The organism is Companilactobacillus sp. HBUAS59699, from assembly GCF_036913575.1.
GTDB lineage: Bacteria > Bacillota > Bacilli > Lactobacillales > Lactobacillaceae > Companilactobacillus.
Genome location: NZ_JAYKTV010000002.1, coordinates 391,852 through 406,447, shown reverse-complemented (window position 1 = coordinate 406,447; position 14,596 = coordinate 391,852). Strand labels below are relative to the sequence as shown.

12 protein-coding genes are annotated in these 14,596 nt (G+C 39.1%); 8 read left to right on the top strand and 4 right to left on the bottom strand.

The annotated features are described in order from the left end of the window. Positions 1-172 precede the first annotated feature (172 nt). The 3 genes from U8519_RS05590 to U8519_RS05580 all read left to right on the top strand — a co-directional run bounded on the left by U8519_RS05590 (position 173) and on the right by U8519_RS05580 (position 3,348). Positions 173-1,465 (top strand): nucleobase:cation symporter-2 family protein, encoded by a 1,293-nt coding sequence (locus U8519_RS05590; RefSeq protein WP_334329322.1) that lies wholly within the window; start codon positions 173-175, stop codon positions 1,463-1,465. A gap of 138 nt (positions 1,466-1,603) precedes the next feature. Continuing rightward, positions 1,604-2,404 carry a hypothetical protein gene (locus U8519_RS05585; RefSeq protein WP_334329321.1) on the top strand — a complete coding sequence of 267 codons (801 nt, stop codon included), beginning with the start codon at positions 1,604-1,606 and terminating at the stop codon, positions 2,402-2,404. A gap of 161 nt (positions 2,405-2,565) precedes the next feature. Beyond that, on the top strand, positions 2,566-3,348 hold the full coding sequence (locus tag U8519_RS05580) for a hypothetical protein (RefSeq protein ID WP_334329320.1): 783 nt from the start codon (positions 2,566-2,568) through the stop codon (positions 3,346-3,348). A gap of 102 nt (positions 3,349-3,450) precedes the next feature. Here U8519_RS05580 and U8519_RS05575 read toward each other — a convergent pair whose 3' ends face one another. Then, positions 3,451-4,335: an aldo/keto reductase gene (locus tag U8519_RS05575; protein WP_334329319.1), complete on the bottom strand. Its 885-nt coding sequence runs from the start codon at positions 4,333-4,335 to the stop codon at positions 3,451-3,453. A 139-nt stretch (positions 4,336-4,474) separates the two neighbouring features. On the opposite strand from U8519_RS05575, the gene U8519_RS05570 reads away from it, so the two are divergent. Then, complete coding sequence (locus tag U8519_RS05570; RefSeq protein WP_334329318.1) at positions 4,475-6,367, top strand: fructose-1,6-bisphosphatase; 1,893 nt, start codon at positions 4,475-4,477, stop codon at positions 6,365-6,367. On the opposite strand, the gene U8519_RS05565 is transcribed toward U8519_RS05570, so the two are convergent. Then, positions 6,368-7,651, bottom strand: a complete 1,284-nt coding sequence (locus U8519_RS05565) for a solute carrier family 23 protein (RefSeq protein WP_334329317.1) — start codon at positions 7,649-7,651, stop codon at positions 6,368-6,370. It abuts the gene before it with no gap. Positions 7,652-8,101: 450 nt separating this feature from the next. Between U8519_RS05565 and U8519_RS05560 the strand changes: the two genes are divergently transcribed. Both U8519_RS05560 and U8519_RS05555 read left to right on the top strand, forming a co-directional pair. Continuing rightward, positions 8,102-8,710 carry a histidine phosphatase family protein gene (locus tag U8519_RS05560; RefSeq protein ID WP_334329316.1) on the top strand — a complete coding sequence of 203 codons (609 nt, stop codon included), beginning with the start codon at positions 8,102-8,104 and terminating at the stop codon, positions 8,708-8,710. A gap of 22 nt (positions 8,711-8,732) precedes the next feature. Then, entirely contained in the window at positions 8,733-9,440 is a 708-nt protein-coding gene (locus tag U8519_RS05555) for a demethylmenaquinone methyltransferase (protein ID WP_334329315.1), read from the top strand. 11 nt (positions 9,441-9,451) lie between these two features. Here U8519_RS05555 and U8519_RS05550 read toward each other — a convergent pair whose 3' ends face one another. Further along, on the bottom strand, positions 9,452-10,879 hold the full coding sequence (locus tag U8519_RS05550; protein ID WP_334329314.1) for an MDR family MFS transporter: 1,428 nt from the start codon (positions 10,877-10,879) through the stop codon (positions 9,452-9,454). 116 nt (positions 10,880-10,995) lie between these two features. Between U8519_RS05550 and U8519_RS05545 the strand changes: the two genes are divergently transcribed. Both U8519_RS05545 and U8519_RS05540 read left to right on the top strand, forming a co-directional pair. After that, complete coding sequence (locus tag U8519_RS05545; RefSeq protein WP_334329313.1) at positions 10,996-11,595, top strand: TetR/AcrR family transcriptional regulator; 600 nt, start codon at positions 10,996-10,998, stop codon at positions 11,593-11,595. A gap of 390 nt (positions 11,596-11,985) precedes the next feature. Further along, complete coding sequence (locus U8519_RS05540; RefSeq protein ID WP_334329312.1) at positions 11,986-12,978, top strand: LacI family DNA-binding transcriptional regulator; 993 nt, start codon at positions 11,986-11,988, stop codon at positions 12,976-12,978. Positions 12,979-13,323: 345 nt separating this feature from the next. On the opposite strand, the gene U8519_RS05535 is transcribed toward U8519_RS05540, so the two are convergent. Then, on the bottom strand, positions 13,324-14,304 hold the full coding sequence (locus tag U8519_RS05535; protein ID WP_334329311.1) for a CAP domain-containing protein: 981 nt from the start codon (positions 14,302-14,304) through the stop codon (positions 13,324-13,326). Positions 14,305-14,596 lie beyond the last annotated feature (292 nt).

Here is a 14,596-nt window from a genome sequence, read left to right as displayed (position 1 = left end):
TTGAAAACGGTATTCATTTACATAGATTATCCATTTAATCCCGAATTAGTGTTATAATTTTTTATATTAAGTATCTAAAGTGGAAGCTAATTACGAATTTTATTAGCTTTATAACTATTTATAATTCGTGAATATGAAACGATTTTCATAAAATCATTGGGGAAGGTGCAAGATGGATTTAAAAACAGTCAAAACTGAGGATTCTTTCTTGAAGAATTTATTACTCGGTTTTCAACATTTGCTTGCCATGTATTCTGGGGATATTTTAATTCCTATTTTAATTGGTGCGGCATTAGGATTTAGTTCAACACAAATGACTTACTTGATTTCAGTCGATATTTTTATGTGTGGGGTCGCAACATTATTGCAAATCAAACGGACACCCTTAACTGGTATCGGGTTGCCGGTTGTTTTGGGATCTGCGGTTGAGTATGTAACGCCGTTACAAAATATCGGACATCATTTTGGGATAGCTTATATGTACGGTGGGATCATTGCTGCCGGAATTTTCATTTTGTTGATTGCTAAGGTATTTGCCAAGCTAAAGCGATTTTTCCCACCAGTAGTTACGGGATCTTTAATTACGTTGATTGGATTTACTTTGATTCCAGTTGCATTTCAAAATATCGGTGGTGGCGATGCTACCGCTAAGAACTTTGGTGATCCAACTGATTTGATATTAGGATTTTCTACAGCACTTATTATTTTGATAATTAGTATTTGGGGACGAGGATTTATTAAGCAGATTGCCGTTCTGATCGGTATTGTCGTTGGTTCTGTTGCTGCAATTGCGATGGGTACGATCGGGTTTTCAAGTGTTCACAATGCACACTGGTTCCAAATTCCACAGCCATTTTACTTTGCTACACCTAAGTTTGAATGGTCATCGATCTTGATCATGTTACTAGCTTCATTGACTTGTATGATCGAATCAACTGGTGTTTATTATGCTTTGGCAGAGATCACTGAACGTGACTTGAGTGAGAAGGATCTGCAACACGGATATGCTTCTGAAGGATTAGCTGCTATTCTGGGTGGAATTTTTAATACCTTCCCATATTCGACTTTCTCACAAAACGTGGCGATCGTTCAATTGTCTGGTATTAAGAAGAACAAGCCCGTTTACTTCTCAGCCTTTCTACTTATCTTACTGGGCTTGATACCTAAGGTTGGTGCCATTGCTACCTTGATCCCAACTTCTGTTCTAGGTGGTGCCATGCTGATAATGTTTGGTACCGTTGGTGCATCAGGAATTAAGATGCTAGCCAAAGTTAAGATGAACAATGAAAATATGCTGATCATGGCAGTTGCCATTGGATTGGGATTAGGTGTCACAGTTCAACCAAGCTTGCTACACTTCTTGCCTTCAACCTTACAAACAATTTTGAATAACGGATTGGTTGTTGGTAGTTTCTCAGCGATTATTTTGAATATTGTTTTGAATCCACATAATAAAGAGGCCTAAGGGTCTCTTTTTTCTTCGCTAAAATTTCGTATTTACAACAAAGATGCATCATAGATTGTTCACATTCTGCCGATATAATTTCCTTAAATAGAAAAAATTAAAATTACTAAAATACATAAAACTATTAAGGAGAACATTATGACAGAAACTAAATATTATTACTTAACCTCATCGATCAAACAAATGAATACGATGTTCAACATCGTTATAGCGACGACTAATCCTTATGAATCGATCCAACACACACTAGACGATACTAAGCATCACATTGAAATAGATCTGCATGAGATCGATGATGATTTCTCGATCGAGAAGAAGGATTCAATGGTTTCAAAATTTCAAAAGGGCGATCAAGATCCGTTGATCAATTCGGAGCCGTTTCAATTAGTTTATGATCAGACGATTATTGCTGAACAGATGACGCAGCACTATTACAGTGCTTATTTCAATGGTAAGTATGATCCTACGGGTATTATCAAGAGTTGGGCAATGGAGCGAGTCTTTGATAATTATCTGAAACCTTTGTTAGAATCAAATGACGACATCGAAGGTGTTTCATTTAAGAGCGACGAGGATGTCAAACTAGCAACTCGTCGTGATTCTGATTATCGTTGGAGTATCAATATCAATAAGCCTAATACGGATGAAAATCTGACTAGCTATTACTTACAGAATGGTTCGATCGCCACGGTCAATAATTTGAATTTTGAAAAGGTACCACGAAGTAAAGTCAGTGAAATGGAACAAGTAACGATTCTAAGTGGCAATTTGACTGATTCGGTGGTTTGGGCTAACGCTGGTATTTCTTCGGGAACCGAAATTTTTCCAAAGATGATTTCTAGGTCTGACCTAACAGGCATGTTTATCGATAAAAAATTAGGTATTGTAAATTTCCGCGATGGGTCGCTGAGTACAAACAAAAAAATATTTCTAAAATGAAGATCTCTCAAGAACAATATCTTGGGAGATTTTTCAATGTTACGTCATATTTTGTTCACATAATCCATCTACAATAAAGGTGTGGAATCGAGAAGGACTCCACAACCTAAAATTAAATTTAAAAACTTAAAAAAACAAAATATGATAAGGAGTAAATGCCTATGACCGAATTTCTAACTAAGACAATCAATGCAATGAATATTCCTTTTATTATTCGGCTTGCATTTGAACAAGATCATGATGATAACTACGACGTTATGATCGACACTTATGAAAAAATGAACCGATATTTGGAAGAAGTTGATCTTCAATATTCACCTTTTCGAACCAACTCATTAGTTTCTCGTTTCCAACGAGGCGACAAGAAGCCACTGCTTAACTCTGAGGCGTTCCAGTCAGTTTATTCAAAGACAGTAGTTGTTGGTGAACTAACTAATGGTTCATTTGAAGTTTATTTCAACGGTGATCCAACTAAATTGATCAAGAGCTGGGCTATCGAACAAGCCTTTAACAAGTTTATGATTCCGTTATTTGAGAATGACAATGTGATTGGAATTTCACTGGAAGGTCGCGGCAACGCCAAATTTGCTGTCAGACCGTCAACTGACTTTGAATGGGAAGTTCAAACGGTTCTCAAGAAGTACAATATGAGATACGGCTCTATTTCTACTGCCAAGATCAACAGTCGTGCTAAGTATCTTGAAAAGGACAGGTTGGATGCCATTCAAGAATTAGCCATAGTTGGCAATGATCTAGTTGATGCCGACATTTGGGCCAATGCAGGAATTGTGGCAGGGACCGAGAAGTTTACCAATTTGATCCAAAACTCATATTTATCAGGGATGTTGATCGATAACAAGGAATCAATCATCTTTGCAGAAGGAGTTTTGAATCGCCATCATAATGAGAAGGACCTTAATCTTGCTAAGATCAAGGAGAAGTAGACAGCGATATTTTAATGTATAGAAAGAAAGAGTGTGCCACAACAGTCGTAGCACACTCTTTTTGTATAATTTATCAATTATTGTTTATCAAAAGTAAAACGCTTAGTCATCCCAAACTTCAACTGAATCAGCGAAGCCATCAGGATTACCGCTCCAAAGGAAGTCTCCATACCAAAGACTGCGTTTATCAGTATCAAAACCACTGATTTCTGCAACGTCCTCATCACTCAATTCAAAGTCATAAATATCTGAGTTTTGAACGATACGTTCTTCGTGAACTGACTTAGGAATAGTAATGATACCACGTTGTAAATCCCAACGAAGAATTACTTGGGCAACTGACTTGTGATACTTGTCGGCGATAGCCTTCAAACGCTTGTCACCGAGCACAGCACCACCACCGAGTGGAGACCAAGCTTCTAGGTAAATATTGTGCTTATCACAGAATTCCTTGATATCTTCTTCTTGGCATAATGGATTGAATTCCATTTGGTTAACGGCTGGTTTGATCGATGCGTGTAAGATAACATCTTTCATCTTAGCAATATTGAAGTTAGAAACACCGATCGCACGAGCTTTTCCGTCACGGTAGATCTTCTCTAAAGCACGCCAAGTATCTAAGTACTTGCCGCTAACTGGCCAGTGGATCAGTAATAAGTCTACATAGTCAGTTTGCAGACGCTTAAGTTGGCCCTCGAAGTTTTCCAAAGTTGAATCGTAGCCTTGATCACCGTTAAAAATCTTTGTAGTTAAGAAAACATCTTCCCGTTTCAAATTGTTGTCAGCCAGAGCCTTGGTTAACCCTTCACCGACACCTTTTTCATTACCGTATTGCTTAGCGGTATCAATAGCTTTGTATCCATGTTTGATGGCCCATTGTACTGACTGCGATGCACCGGAATTGTTTACTTTCCAAACACCTAAGCCAAGTTGTGGCATTTTCACACCATTATTTAGAGTTACAGTTGAATCTAATTTTAAAGTCATATGCTAACCTCCATATAATTATAGTAACGCAAAATATTTTGTGATTCTTGTAAAACGCTTAATGATTTGGTATAGTTCGAGATGTCCACGTCTATCAGGAATGGTAGCTATTTCATAAATGAGAGGTATAGTCCACAAAATGCAAAAGACATTCACAAGTACTAATGAAATAAAATCAGAGATCATTAATCTGTCGGCAATTCTCAACTTGCCCAAAGGAACTGAAGCGTTTATCAGTGATATTCATGGTGAATATGACGAATTCGCACATATTTTGAGGAACGGCTCAGGTAATACTAAGCAAAAGATCGGTGAATTGTTTACAGGTCGATTGACTCAAGAGAGCCAAAAGAAACTAGCATTTTTGATCTACTATCCGTCTGAAATATTGAAGCAAACTAAAAAGAGTATCAAAACTGAACCGGAGTTGTGCCAGTGGTATATGACAACTTTTAATAACTTGATCGAAATGTTGCGCTATACGGCAAATAAATACACTCGTTCAAAAGTAAGAAAGGCGATCAAACCTGACTTTGTCTACATTACAGAAGAACTGTTGTATGCGGATATGACCGATGCTACAAAGCATCAATATTATCGTGAAGTCATGGATAACATTATTAGTTTAGGGATGGCTGACGCTTTTATTATCTCTACTTGTCACACGATTCAACGTTTGGTCGTTGATCACCTGCATATCATTGGAGATGTGTATGATCGTGGTCCACATCCTGACTTCATTATTGAACATCTGATGAAACGCTGGGGCAGCCTGGACTTCCAATGGGGGAACCATGATATTCTATGGATCGGCAGTGCTGCTGGTTCCAAGCTCTGCATGGCAAATCTAGTCAGAATCAGTGCCCGTTATGATAATCTGGATATTTTGAGTGATTCATATGGTATTGATTTTGAGAAACTAGAAAAATTTGCTTTGAAAAATTATCAATCACTAGCTTCATTCAAGCCCAAATCTGATACCGGCACGAAGATCTCCTCTAAGTTAGAAAAGCGCAATAACTGTGTTCAACAGGCTATGGCAATCATGCAATTTAAGATGGAAGGGCACGCTATTAAACGCAATCCTGATTTTGAGATGGAATCACGAATGTTGTTGGATAAAATCAGTGCTGACCGCAAGCACGTTACGATCAACGGTCAATCTTATGATATTACTGATGGCTGCTTCCAATTAGTCGATCCGGATGATCCTTATAAATTAACGAAGGATGAACAAAAGATCCTCGACAACTTGATCCAACAATTTATCGCCTCGCCCAAACTGCGTTATCACATGGGTTACATGCTGAACAACGGTTCAATGTACCTTCGTTATAACGGTAACTTATTGCTACATGGCTGCGTTCCCGTTGATAAAGATGGGGAAATGATGAGTTTGAAGTTAGGTGATAAAGAGTACTCTGGCAAGGAATTGTTTGATTTCTTTGAAGTAACGCTGAAGAACGCCTTTCAAAAGCCACAGACTGAAGATTGTTTTAACTCTGACATTCTTTGGTATCTCTGGACGGGGAAGCTATCGCCACTGTTCGGTAAAGAGGCCATGACAACTTTTGAACGCTATTTCGTTCATAATAAGGAATTACAGCACGAGGTCAAGAATCCTTATTATTCATTGCGCAAGGAAGAGTGGTTCGCTGATAAATTATTAACTGAATTCGGCTTAGATACTGAACAGGGTCACATTATCAATGGTCATACACCGGTCAAAATTGGCCATACACCAATTATGGCTAATGGTAAGATCTTCGTTATCGATGGTGGAATGTCGAAGCCATATCATAAGACAACTGGAATTGGCGGTTATACGTTGCTGTCTAACTCATACGGATTACAACTCGTAACACATGAGCCGTTTACTACTAGGAAACGGGCAATTGAGGATATGACAGATGTTGTTTCGACCAAACGGGTAATTGAGCAGTCGGTTAAACGTAAGACGGTGGCTGATACTGATATCGGAGCCAAATTAAAAAAGCAGATAGAAATTCTATCTGCTCGCTTGAAACATTAATTATTCTGATAAAGCCTTCTTAGGCAAGATTAGATTTAACGCAATACCTACGATGGTAGCAACACCAATACCTGTGAATTGGAATGTTCCAATCTTCAAGTAGGCATTACCAATACCAATAACTAGAATTACTGACGCAATCATAAGATTGTGTTTTTTATTGAAGTCAACTTTGTTATCAACCAAGATCCTCAAACCACTTGAAGCGATAACACCGAAGAGGACAAAACTGATACCACCGATAACTGGTCCAGGAATCGTCTGGATCAAGGCACTTAATTTACCAACGAATCCGAACAGAGCTGCGAAGACGGCGGCACCGACGATAACGTAAACACTGAAGATCTTGTTAACGGCCATAACGCCGATGTTTTCACCATAAGATGTGATAGGAGGACCACCGACTAAACCGGCGAAGATCGATGCGGTACCGTCACCGGCAAGTGTTCGATGAAGTCCGGGGTTCTTAAAGAAATTTCTGTGAGTTAATTCATCAAGCACCATAATGTGTCCCAAGTGCTCGGCCATTGTAACGAAGGCAATTGGAGCAAAACTCAGTATGGCATCCCAATAGATCTTTTTAGGTGTGTAACTGATGAATGGAAATTCAAATTGTGGTAATTGGAGCCAAGGTGTGGAAGCAACTTTGGAGAAGTCCACGATACCAAAGGCAATCGAGATAATGTATCCGCAAACGATACCTAGTAAGATCGCAATGTTACTCCAAAATCCTTTGAAGTACATATTGAATAAGACTGTTAAAAATAAAGTGATCATTGAAATAATAAAGAATTTCAGGTCGTAGTGACCATTATTCATCATCGCATTGTCAGCTGCAGATCCGGCAACTGATAATCCGATAACAATGATGATCGGTCCAACTACGATTGGAGGTAAGGCCTTGTCGATCCAATCTGATCCGGCAAAAGCCACGATCAAAGCGACGACTAAGTAAACTAAACCAACTGCGATAGTACCTTGTGCAACTCCGGCATATCCGGCAGTCTTCATCAAGGCAACACTGGGAACAATGAAAGAAAAACTGGAACTCATGTAGGCAGGAATTCTACCCTTAGTAATTAAGATATGTAAGATAGTACCAATACCAGAACTGAATAGCGCAATACCAGGATCCAAGCCAATCAGTAACGGTACCAGAACAGTTGCTCCAAACATTGAGAATAAGTGCTGTAATGATAAAAGCCACCAGCTACCCAAAGGTGGCTTTTCGTATAGATCAATAACCGCTTCCGGATTTCTATACGATTTATCGTTTGCGTCCATGATACATTTTCCCCCTTTTTATTAGAGAGTGGAGGCAGGCGTTTAAACCTTGAGCATTACCTAGACTAAGGGATTTGCCACGAAGTGGTGAAGCCCTTAGTCGTAGTAAGCGCAGAGGTTTGCCTGCCGCAACTCGTTTTCGAAAACGAGCTCCGAAATCCAGATTCCTGCGCCTGCTACGGATAATGAATGCATCGCTTCGCGCCACCTTCATTACCCTAGGCAGTGCTCAGAATCTCCCGGATTTCTCCGCTCTCTGCAAAAAAATAGTCCTCTATCCCGTGTATATGCGAAATAAAAGACTGAACGTGTACCTTTTTAGCCTCACGGGACCAATGTTAAAGGACTATTAATTTTCTTAATCATAATAGAGTTGAAATGCAATGTCAATAATGAAATACTAGGGTGTATGAATGTAAAGCGCTGACAAGAGGAGAGTATTTTTAAATTATGGTTGAATTGTACATTGTAAGACACGGAGAGACAGATACTAATTATGAAGGCCGTATCAACGGTATGTCGACTGATAAACCCTTAAATGACAACGGGATCAAGCAAGTGGAGGAACTCGAAAAACACATCGATGTTCATATGTTTGATGAAGTTTATACAAGCCCAATGAAGCGAGCTGTGCAAACTGCTGAAATTTTGAACCAAGGAATTCACGAAGTAAAAAAAGATAAAAGACTTTATGAAGCAGATTATGGCAGCTGGGATGGTTTGGCTGAAGCAGAACTAAAAGTTAAGTATCCGGAAGTATTCGATGAGAATAATTACTTATTGCCTAACTACACTAAGTATTGCAAAGATGGTGAAGAATACGCCGATGTCTACAAACGTGTTGAAGATTTCATGAACGATATGGCTAAGAAGGGTGACGAAAAGATCATGGTCGTTTGTCACGGTTTCGTTAGTCGTTCGTTCCTAAAAGTAGTAACCGGTGCTGAAGATATTTCAGCCATTATTCAACCGGATAATGCTGGCGTATCCAAATACACTATTTCAAAATCTGGCAATAAATATTTGAACTACTACGGTAGAAAAAACAATATTGACTAAGCTATTAAATTGAGGTGTAATTTTGGTTCTAACAAATAAAGTTTCTGAACATGATGTCAGAGGCGTCTTTAATTCAATTGCAACAGATTATGACAAAATGAATTCGATCATGAGTCTGGGTACGCATAATAAGTGGCGTACCAAAGCTACTGAAATGATCAGCAATCATCCTAAACGTATTTTGGATCTTTGTTGCGGTACGGCTGATTGGACCATTATGTTGGGAAAGAAGTTTCCCTTAGCACGAGTATCAGGGATGGACTTTAGTCAGGAGATGCTCAAAATTGGTCAAGCCAAAGTTGGCAAATCCGGCTTGGAAAATGTAGAACTTTTAGCAGGGGATGCAATGCATTTGACGTTTCTTGATAATAGTTTTGATGTCGTTACAATTGGCTTTGGCTTGCGAAACGTACCCGATGCTAATGCAGTTTTGAAAGAAATATATCGAATTTTAAAACCAGGTGGACAAGTGGTTTGTCTGGAAGCTTATAAGGTGGAAACCCCAGTCATCAGATTAGGCTGGAAAGTCTACTTTGATAAGTTAATGCCGATGATGGGAAAATTATTCGCTTCTAAGAAGAATGAGTATCAATACTTAGACGACTCAGTTAATAAGTTCGTCAGCATTCCTCAACTAGTGGAAATGTATCATAAAGCTGGTTTTGAAAACGTGCGGGTAAAAGATTTAATGTTAAAATCTGCGGCAATTCATTTTGGCGAAAAAAAGTAGGACTTAACGTCCTACTTTTTATTTGAACTAATATGATGGCTGAGGAACCAAGCAGGGATCACAGCTAGAAGTGTGACGATGACTGTAACGACGAAGGCACCTTGGTAGGCTGAATTCAACTTGGTTGGGGTAACGAGTTGATGGTTCAACTGTGTTTGGATCCAAGTAGCTAATAGGGCGGTTCCAAAGGCACCACCGATGTTTTGTAACATTCGAGATGCAGTGGTGGCTTCAGAGACCAATTCAGAAGGAACGCCGGAATAAGCATCAGACATAATGGGAATGGTCATACCACCTTGAGCGATTCCACGGATGAATAATGTTATTAGAATCAACCAAGTGGCTGTTTTGGCATTGAAGAAGGCAAAAGGCAAAGTACCAATGACAGCTATTGCAATCGAAGCTAGAACGACCCAACGTGCCCCGATTCGATCAGTTAACTTACCGATCTGACTTCTGGCAATCAGTAGTCCTAATCCTTGAGAAATCAAGTAGACACCAGACATCATAACGCTTAATCCACGGATGTTTTGGAGATACAGTGGCAGAATGAACATGGCGCCATTGACAGTTAAACCAGACATCAATAGCAGGATGCTGGAAGCTGTGAAACTAGGAAACTTGAATAGTTTCAAACTGACGAGAGCTTTTTGAGGAAAAAGCAAAGCATAGATAACGTAACTAATTAATAGCGCGATACCGATAAAAATCGGGATCAAGACATCTGAATTGGTGAATTTTCCGCTGGTACTTAACTTAGTAATTCCGAGTATCAGACTGGTAAAGGTTCCACCTAATAGTAGAATGCTTAACCAATCGAAAGCTTTCTTGGCGACGGTCGGTTTGAATTCAGGCATCAAAAAGTATAACAGGATCAATGAAGCTAGAGCGATGGGAATATTGACGTAGAAGATCCAGTGCCAATCGAGAGCTTTGATGATGAATCCGCCGAAGGTTGGCCCTAAAATAGGAGCGAGCACTGCTGGTAAACCGACGATGGCCATGATACTTCCCAGACCTTGAGTCCCAGTAGCGCGTACGACTAAGGTAGTGATAATAGAAATAATTATTCCGGCACCAGCACCTTGGATGACACGTCCGATTATTAAAAGATTGATGTCAGTCGCCAGACCAGAAATAATCGATCCGGTTAGAAAAACAAACAAAGCGCTGAGATAGATTTTTTTGCCACTGTAATGATCTACAGCCCAACCCGCAATGGGGACGACGAGTCCAAGTGCTAGGATGTAACTAGTCGTGACCCACTGTACTAAATTGACGGAACTGTGGAGATCTTTCATAATGGTATTAATAGCAACGTTAGTCATGGTGGTATCAAGCATTGGAGCAATCGCACCGAGGACTAAGATAATAGCAACTTTGACGACGGAGGAGTGGTCAGGGTTGTTGATTTTAGTTTTTATATTTTTGGATTGCATTTTAATTACCTCTGAAGATTTATTCAAGCAAATAAGAAACTCAAGTATCTTATTTATTTGACAGTGAGAATAGTATACCTTAGTATCTTAAAATGCAAGCGAGGAAGTGGATAAATTTGTCAAAAACAGAAGCTAATCATCAAAAACGCCGTCGTGGCGCTGATTTAGAGAATGCCGTTTTGTCTGCAGCGTGGGAACTATTGCAAGAAATTGGATATCATGACTTCACAATGGCAGAAGTTGCCAAACGTGCCAATGCGGCGAAGCCAGTTTTGTATCGTCGCTGGCCGGAAAAGTCAAGTTTGGCGGCAAGTGCGATTTTGAAATTTGGTCCTAAATTAGATGTCAAAATTCCTGATACAGGTTCTCTGAGAGAAGATTTAGTTGATTTCTTCAGTCAATTGATCAAGATCTTTGATATGTTCGGGACAGAAAAATTAAAAGGACTAGTTACAGACCGCTTGAAGTCGATTCCAATGGAAAAACTATTCACAGCGCCTAATTCAAAAAATGAATTGCAGACGGCAGTAGAACAAATCTTAAAGCAGGCTGAGAAGCGTAATGAATTACAATTGAGTAAATTATCACCACGAGTATTACACTTACCGAGCGTGCTGTTTATCAATGAGGTCGTCAGCCAAGAAGTGGTAACTAAAGAAGTCATTGTGGCGATTGTTGACGAGATACTAATGCCGGTTTTTACCGCAAAAAAATAATTGTCACCACTAACCAAACGGTTAATAACGACAATCATTAATTTTATAAGTGAAATAAAAAAGAACATCCTGGGGAGGGATGTTCTTTTAATGTTTTTAGGGGATTAAATATATGTTATAGGGGGGATGAGGTGAAAGGCTTATGTCTCTCATCTACAATTACTAATATACAGGGAAAGTGTGAATCATTTGTTTTCTAAATGTGAAGAAAGTGTGAACTTTTTAAAAATCATTTTTTAACTTGATATAAATTAAAAAATATCAATGTCGGAAGCTAACAATATCAAGATTTAAAATAATAATTTGAATAAAAAGATTATTTATGGATTATTTTGCTATCGAACCCGTTCGATAGGTTATATTAAGAATAGTGAAGAAAGGTGGTAAAATATGGCAAATATTCGTGATGTGGCTAAATTATCTGGACACTCGATCTCGACCGTCTCGCGAGTGATCAACGATCAAGGATATGTTTCTGATAAAACCAAACAAGAAATCGAAGCAGCGATGAAACAGTTGAATTATCATCGTAACGATCTAGCCCGGGCACTCAGCTTAGGGAAAACTTATCGTGTAGGAGTTGTTCTGCCATATATCAATCACCCTTATTTTCAAAAATTAGCTGACGCAATTATTAACGCAGCTTTTTCGCACGATTATCAGGCAACTTTTTTACAATCTAATTATAATCAAGATCAAGAAATCTATTTTTTAGACATGTTGAAGCATCATGCTTTTGACGGATTGATTTTTACGTCTCGTTCGATTTCGTTTGAGAAGATAGTTGAGTATCAAAAATACGGTCCTATCACTTGTTGTGAGGATACGTTTGACTATCCGATCTCGAGTGCTTTTACTGATAGAAAAGCGTCATTCGTCGATGCCCTGCAAATTTTAAAAAATGAAGGATATCGTCACATTGGCATGACTGTCAGTCGGAGTGAAAACACTAGTCAGAGTGCATTGCTGACGACGAGAGCCTACAAGGAAGTTTTCGGCGAAGAGATCAATGATAAATTATTATATCGAGAATCGCGAACTATGTTTGATGGAATAACGGCGGCAGCCCAATTCCTCAACTGTGATAAAAAACTACAAGTTATCTTCAGCAATGGTGATGAGATCGCGGCTGGTGCCAAACGGCAGCTACAAGAAATGCACCGTCAGGATGTCGTGGTCATTGGTCAGGAGAATTTACCGATCAGTTTTTTGATGGATTTTTCAACGATCGATCATCGTTTGACTGACATCGGTGAAGAAGCGTTCAAGTTATTATTTCAGGATGAAATAATCAAGAAACCCATTCCGGCTAAGTTTATCAGGCGTGGAAAGTTGGAAGATCCGCGTGATTATGAGGATGAGATCGATAAAGTTTTGGATTGACTTCTGATATCATAACAGGCATACTTACTTCTGGTGCCAAACCGAGGTAAGGGTATGAGGTCGGCGCGCAAGCGTTTGGAAGATCTTTGCACCTTACCACCTAAACAGCTCTACACATTGTGTAGAGCTGTTTTTATATACATAGTGGATAGTTGGGGACATTTGACTTCCAATCTTATACGATATGATATATAACTTAAGTGTTCGAAAGAACAGTAAATATGCAGTATTTGCCGTTTACCCAGGCTGTAAATATTGGACCTCCTATCACTGATAGGAGGTTTTTTGGTACCAAAAAAGGATTCAGAATGACTGAATCCTTTGGTGATAGATATTGTGAAGTTATTATTTGGCGAAATCTTGAGCGATCCATAGTTGTCCCATTGGGTCGATGTAAACACCAATACCAACTGACTTGTAGTCGGAACTTATCATATTTACATAGTGAAATTGTCCGGGTTCTTCAAGGAACATCTTCAAGAGAGCATCGGATGCTGCTTGACCGGTCTTGAATTTACTTGCCTTGTAGAAGGCACCGATATTTTCACCGACACCGTTAGTTTGATAGTTAGCCTGTTCGAAAGCTGAATCGAAGAATGAACCATCTGGGCGCATGTGTGAGAATATTTGTGATAATTCTTTGGCACGTTGCATAGCGATAGCATTGATTGAGTTGTCAGTTTGTAATGCAGCAACACCATTCTTGGCACGTTCGCTGTTTGTCATTGCATATATGGCACTTTGCATATCAGTAACGGTAGCGCTGCTCTTAGCATTAGGATCAGTAGCGTTAAGTCCGAAGTCGGCTGAATATTCAACATCCGTATTCAAGTTCTTAACGTATAGATGTTGGCTAGCAGCCCATTCGTGTGCTGATACTTTGTAGAAGACGACATTATTCTTGTTGATGATAGCTCTAGTTACAGTCCAGAAAGTTCCATCGGGCAATGAGTTGCCGTCCATTTGTCCAGTTTGATCGTTGTATAGAGCAGCGTTGCCATCAAAGACGACTCCGGTTGATTTTTGAACTGGAGCTTGATGGGATACGTCTGTGACTTCACTATCGATGACATATTCATTTGTGGCTACTTGGTCGTATGTTTGACCATTGATTGTGATGACCTTACCAACAGCCCAGTCACTATTGGCTGAAAGGGCACGATTTCTAACAGCGTCACCTTTCTTAGTGTAAATATAAGTTACATGGCTAGTTCTAACAACGTGTGTAGCTGCAGCGTCAACGTTGTTAGTATTTGCCATTGTCCCCACTGATAATAAAGTTGCACCTGCTAAACCAGTTAGCAGTGATTTCTTAAATAAATTCATATCTATTCCCCTTTAACATAAAATTATTTACACGTCTAATATATATCTTTTATGCCCTAAAATCATTGGCAAATGAGCAGAAAGTGAATTAGAGGCAACAAAAAAACACCCTCGGGGAAAGGGTGTTTTTTATATAGGGGATTAAATATTGTTATAGGGGGGATGAGAAAAGGGATTTCTTGTATCTCTTATCTACAATTTATATAATACAGGCCTATCATGAAGTATCTGTTTGTAAATTGTGAAAATATTGTGAATCTTGGATAGCCAACTTTTAATGATAAGTCTTTTT

Bases quoted from the DNA above. Each gene is read 5' to 3' on its own strand.
- U8519_RS05585 (WP_334329321.1), top strand. From the start codon at position 1,604: ATGACAGAAACTAAATATTATTACTTAACCTCATCGATCAAACAAATG.
- U8519_RS05580 (WP_334329320.1), top strand. From the start codon at position 2,566: ATGACCGAATTTCTAACTAAGACAATCAATGCAATGAATATTCCTTTT.
- U8519_RS05535 (WP_334329311.1), bottom strand. From the start codon at position 14,304: ATGAATTTATTTAAGAAATCACTGCTAACTGGTTTAGCAGGTGCAACT.
- U8519_RS05565 (WP_334329317.1), bottom strand. From the start codon at position 7,651: ATGGACGCAAACGATAAATCGTATAGAAATCCGGAAGCGGTTATTGAT.
- U8519_RS05560 (WP_334329316.1), top strand. From the start codon at position 8,102: ATGGTTGAATTGTACATTGTAAGACACGGAGAGACAGATACTAATTAT.
- U8519_RS05550 (WP_334329314.1), bottom strand. From the start codon at position 10,879: ATGCAATCCAAAAATATAAAAACTAAAATCAACAACCCTGACCACTCC.
- U8519_RS05575 (WP_334329319.1), bottom strand. From the start codon at position 4,335: ATGACTTTAAAATTAGATTCAACTGTAACTCTAAATAATGGTGTGAAA.
- U8519_RS05540 (WP_334329312.1), top strand. From the start codon at position 11,986: ATGGCAAATATTCGTGATGTGGCTAAATTATCTGGACACTCGATCTCG.
- U8519_RS05590 (WP_334329322.1), top strand. From the start codon at position 173: ATGGATTTAAAAACAGTCAAAACTGAGGATTCTTTCTTGAAGAATTTA.
- U8519_RS05570 (WP_334329318.1), top strand. From the start codon at position 4,475: ATGCAAAAGACATTCACAAGTACTAATGAAATAAAATCAGAGATCATT.